Annotated in this window: 4 protein-coding genes; all 4 read right to left on the reverse strand. The window is 64.6% G+C overall.

What is annotated here, in order from left to right:
- A partial coding sequence (locus M3P27_12270; protein MDP9269084.1) for a MogA/MoaB family molybdenum cofactor biosynthesis protein occupies positions 1-460 on the reverse strand: 460 nt, incomplete at its 3' end.
- 48 nt (positions 461-508) lie between these two features.
- A complete protein-coding gene (locus M3P27_12275) occupies positions 509-1,261 on the reverse strand; it encodes a response regulator (GenBank protein ID MDP9269085.1) in 753 nt (250 codons plus the stop codon).
- A gap of 14 nt (positions 1,262-1,275) precedes the next feature.
- Positions 1,276-1,749 carry a cyclic pyranopterin monophosphate synthase MoaC gene (gene moaC / locus M3P27_12280; GenBank protein MDP9269086.1) on the reverse strand — a complete coding sequence of 158 codons (474 nt, stop codon included), beginning with the start codon at positions 1,747-1,749 and terminating at the stop codon, positions 1,276-1,278.
- Positions 1,750-1,849: 100 nt separating this feature from the next.
- On the reverse strand, positions 1,850-2,664 hold an 815-nt coding region (locus tag M3P27_12285), incomplete at its 5' end, for a molybdopterin molybdotransferase MoeA (GenBank protein ID MDP9269087.1).

A 2,664-nucleotide genomic window follows, 5' to 3' on the forward strand; every position in this document is an offset into this window, starting at 1 on the left:
GCTCGAGGGCGTGCGGCACCAGGTCGATGACGGCGGCGAGCGAGTGCTGCGCTGCCTTGGGATTTCCCGGCAAGTTCACGATGAGCGACCGGCCGAGGGTACCGCAGACGCCGCGGCTGAGTGCGGCAAACTTCGTCTGCTTCGCGCCTTGCGCGCGCATGCGCTCGGCCATGCCTTCGACGATGCGCTCACAGACGGCCCGCGTGGCTTCCGGCGTGACGTCGCGCGCGGCGATGCCGGTGCCGCCCGTCGTGACCACCAGTTGCGCCTTTGCCGCCAGGCGGCGCAGCGCGTGCTCGATCTTCGGCTGGTCGTCAGAGACCGCGCCGGTGGTGACCACGGCAAACCCTTTTTTCTTGAGGAGCGCCGCGACCGCCGGCCCGGAAAGGTCTTTGCGCTCGCCGCGATGGGTAGAGTCGGAGATGGTGAGGACGGCGGCGGAAGTGGAAGGGGTTTTCAATCGAGTGGGTTACTCGAAACTCGAAACTCGCAACTCGCAACTCAAAACTCAGGCCTCTAAGACGTTTTCTTCGTGATCGCGATTGGCTTCGTCGAGCAGGCGAAGGCCTTCCATCAGCAGGCCCTGAGTGGAGCGGGTGCAGGTCTGCTCGTCTGAGCGTCCGGTGAAATCGATCTGAAAGTTGCCGTTGGCCCAGGCCAGCGCCTTGTAGACGGCGTCGTCACCCTTCACCGCGCCGTAAGCGGCGTGGTTCACCTGGCCGTCGGAGAAGAACATCTCGCAGCGTTCGCCGTTGTTGGTGAGCACCAGCGAGCACGTTTTGTGGCCCATCTCGAGCGACTGCAGCAGGTCCATGATGTTCATCTGCGCCAGCGAACCGCGCAGCACGCCCTCGCCCGGCGCTTCGCGCGCCATCTTCTCGAGCGCGATCTTGTCCACCACCTTCTTGATCTTGGCGGTGGCTTCCTTGATGAAGAATGGCTTCTCGAGGAAGTCTTCCACCTGGTCCTGCAACATCTTGAGCTTGTCGGTGATGTCGGCCTTCGAGGCAGCGAGGATCACGGGGATCTTCGACGTGGTGGTCCGCGTCTTCAGCTTCTCGAATAACGAGCGGCCGTCCATGCCGCCGCCCATGCTGTAGTCGGAGATGACCAGGTCGGGCTGCTCCTCCACCGCCTTCAGCAACGCATCGCCACCGTCGGTGGCGGTGGAGACAGTCGCGATCGTGCCGACGGCGCTCTTCAGCATCCCCAGCACCATGGGGTTGTCGTCGACGATCAGGACTTTGACGTTGGCTGGCATCTTCTTAGCGCGCTCTACTTCTTCTTGCGAACGTACGCCCCGGACTTTCCGCCGGACTTGCGCTCGAGCCGTACAAAGCGGATCTCGATGGATTTATCGAGCGCCTTGCACATGTCGTAGACGGTCAGCGCGGCGACGCTCGCCGCCACCAGCGCTTCCATCTCTACGCCGGTGGCGGCTGTAGTGGTTACTTCCGAGGCAATAGCGACGCCATTCTCGCACAGCTTTGCCCGCACATCAACGCGGCTTAGCGGGATGTTGTGGCACATGGGAACCAATTCGGAGGTGCGCTTGGCAGCTGCGATACCGGCAAAACGCGCCACCTCGAGCGGGTCGCCCTTGGGGTTCCGGGGCAGCACTTTCAGCACCTTTGGCGACATGGCGACGAAGGCGCTGGCCTCGGCCACGCGCTTGCTGGGCGCTTTGGCGGAGACGTCGACCATGCGCGCGCGTCCCGATCTGTCGTAGTGCGAGAGTTTTTTATTCACGAAACCCCAAATCCACCACGGAGGCACGGAGACACGGAGGCTTGTGGGTTTGTCCCCTTCTGCTCCGTGCCTCTGTGTCTCCGTGGTGGGTGTTGTCCTTTCACTGCGCGATCATTAATACGTGGACCATTTCTCCCGCAGCCAGCCGATCGCGATCTGGAGGGACGACGAGGTAGCAATCGGCGCGCGCGGTTGCGGCCATATCGCCGGAGCCTTGCCACTTCACCACCTCCACCTCGACCTTCTCGAACTCGCCGCTGAGCGTTGCCGGAAGAAAACGCGTGAGCCCCGTCTTGGTCCTGAACTCGGACTTCAACCGGACGTTCATGAAACGCAGCGGCTTGGGCGCCGCACCCGCGAGCGCGTCGAGGATGGGCCGCGCGAACAACTCGAACGTCACCATGGTCGAGACCGGATTGCCCGGCAGTCCGAGGAAGGGAACGCGGTCAGCTCCAGAGCGCGCGTCAACGCGTCCCAGCACCGCGGGACGGCCGGGCTGGATGGCCGCGCCGGTGAAAACGAACTCCGCGCCCAGACCCTCGAGCACTTGCTCGACCAGGTCATACTTGCCCACCGAGACTCCGCCGGTGATGAGCAGCATGTCGGAAGCCAGGCCTTGCTGGATGAGGCGGCGCAACGGTTCGATCTCGTCGCGCGCGATGGGAAGCTGCACCGGCAAGCCGCCTGCCGCCGCTACCTGTGCGGCCAGCGAGTAGCTGTTCGAGTTGCGGATCTGGTTGGGCCCGGGCTCGGCGGCGATGTCGACGACCTCGTCGCCGGTGGAGAGGAGAGCGACGCGTGGGCGCTGGTAGACGCTCAACCCCGTTTTGCCGACGGCGGCCGCGAGCGCGATGTGCGCGTGCGCGATGAGCGTGCCGGGCGCGAGCAGCTCGGCGCCGGCGCGGGCCTCCGCGC

It is taken from the genome of Acidobacteriota bacterium, from assembly GCA_030774055.1.
GTDB lineage: Bacteria > Acidobacteriota > Terriglobia > Terriglobales > Acidobacteriaceae > JACPNR01.

What these genes read in the sequence shown, in the direction of transcription:
- M3P27_12275 (MDP9269085.1), bottom strand. Translation starts at nt 1,261, where the DNA reads ATGCCAGCCAACGTCAAAGTCCTGATCGTCGACGACAACCCCATGGTG.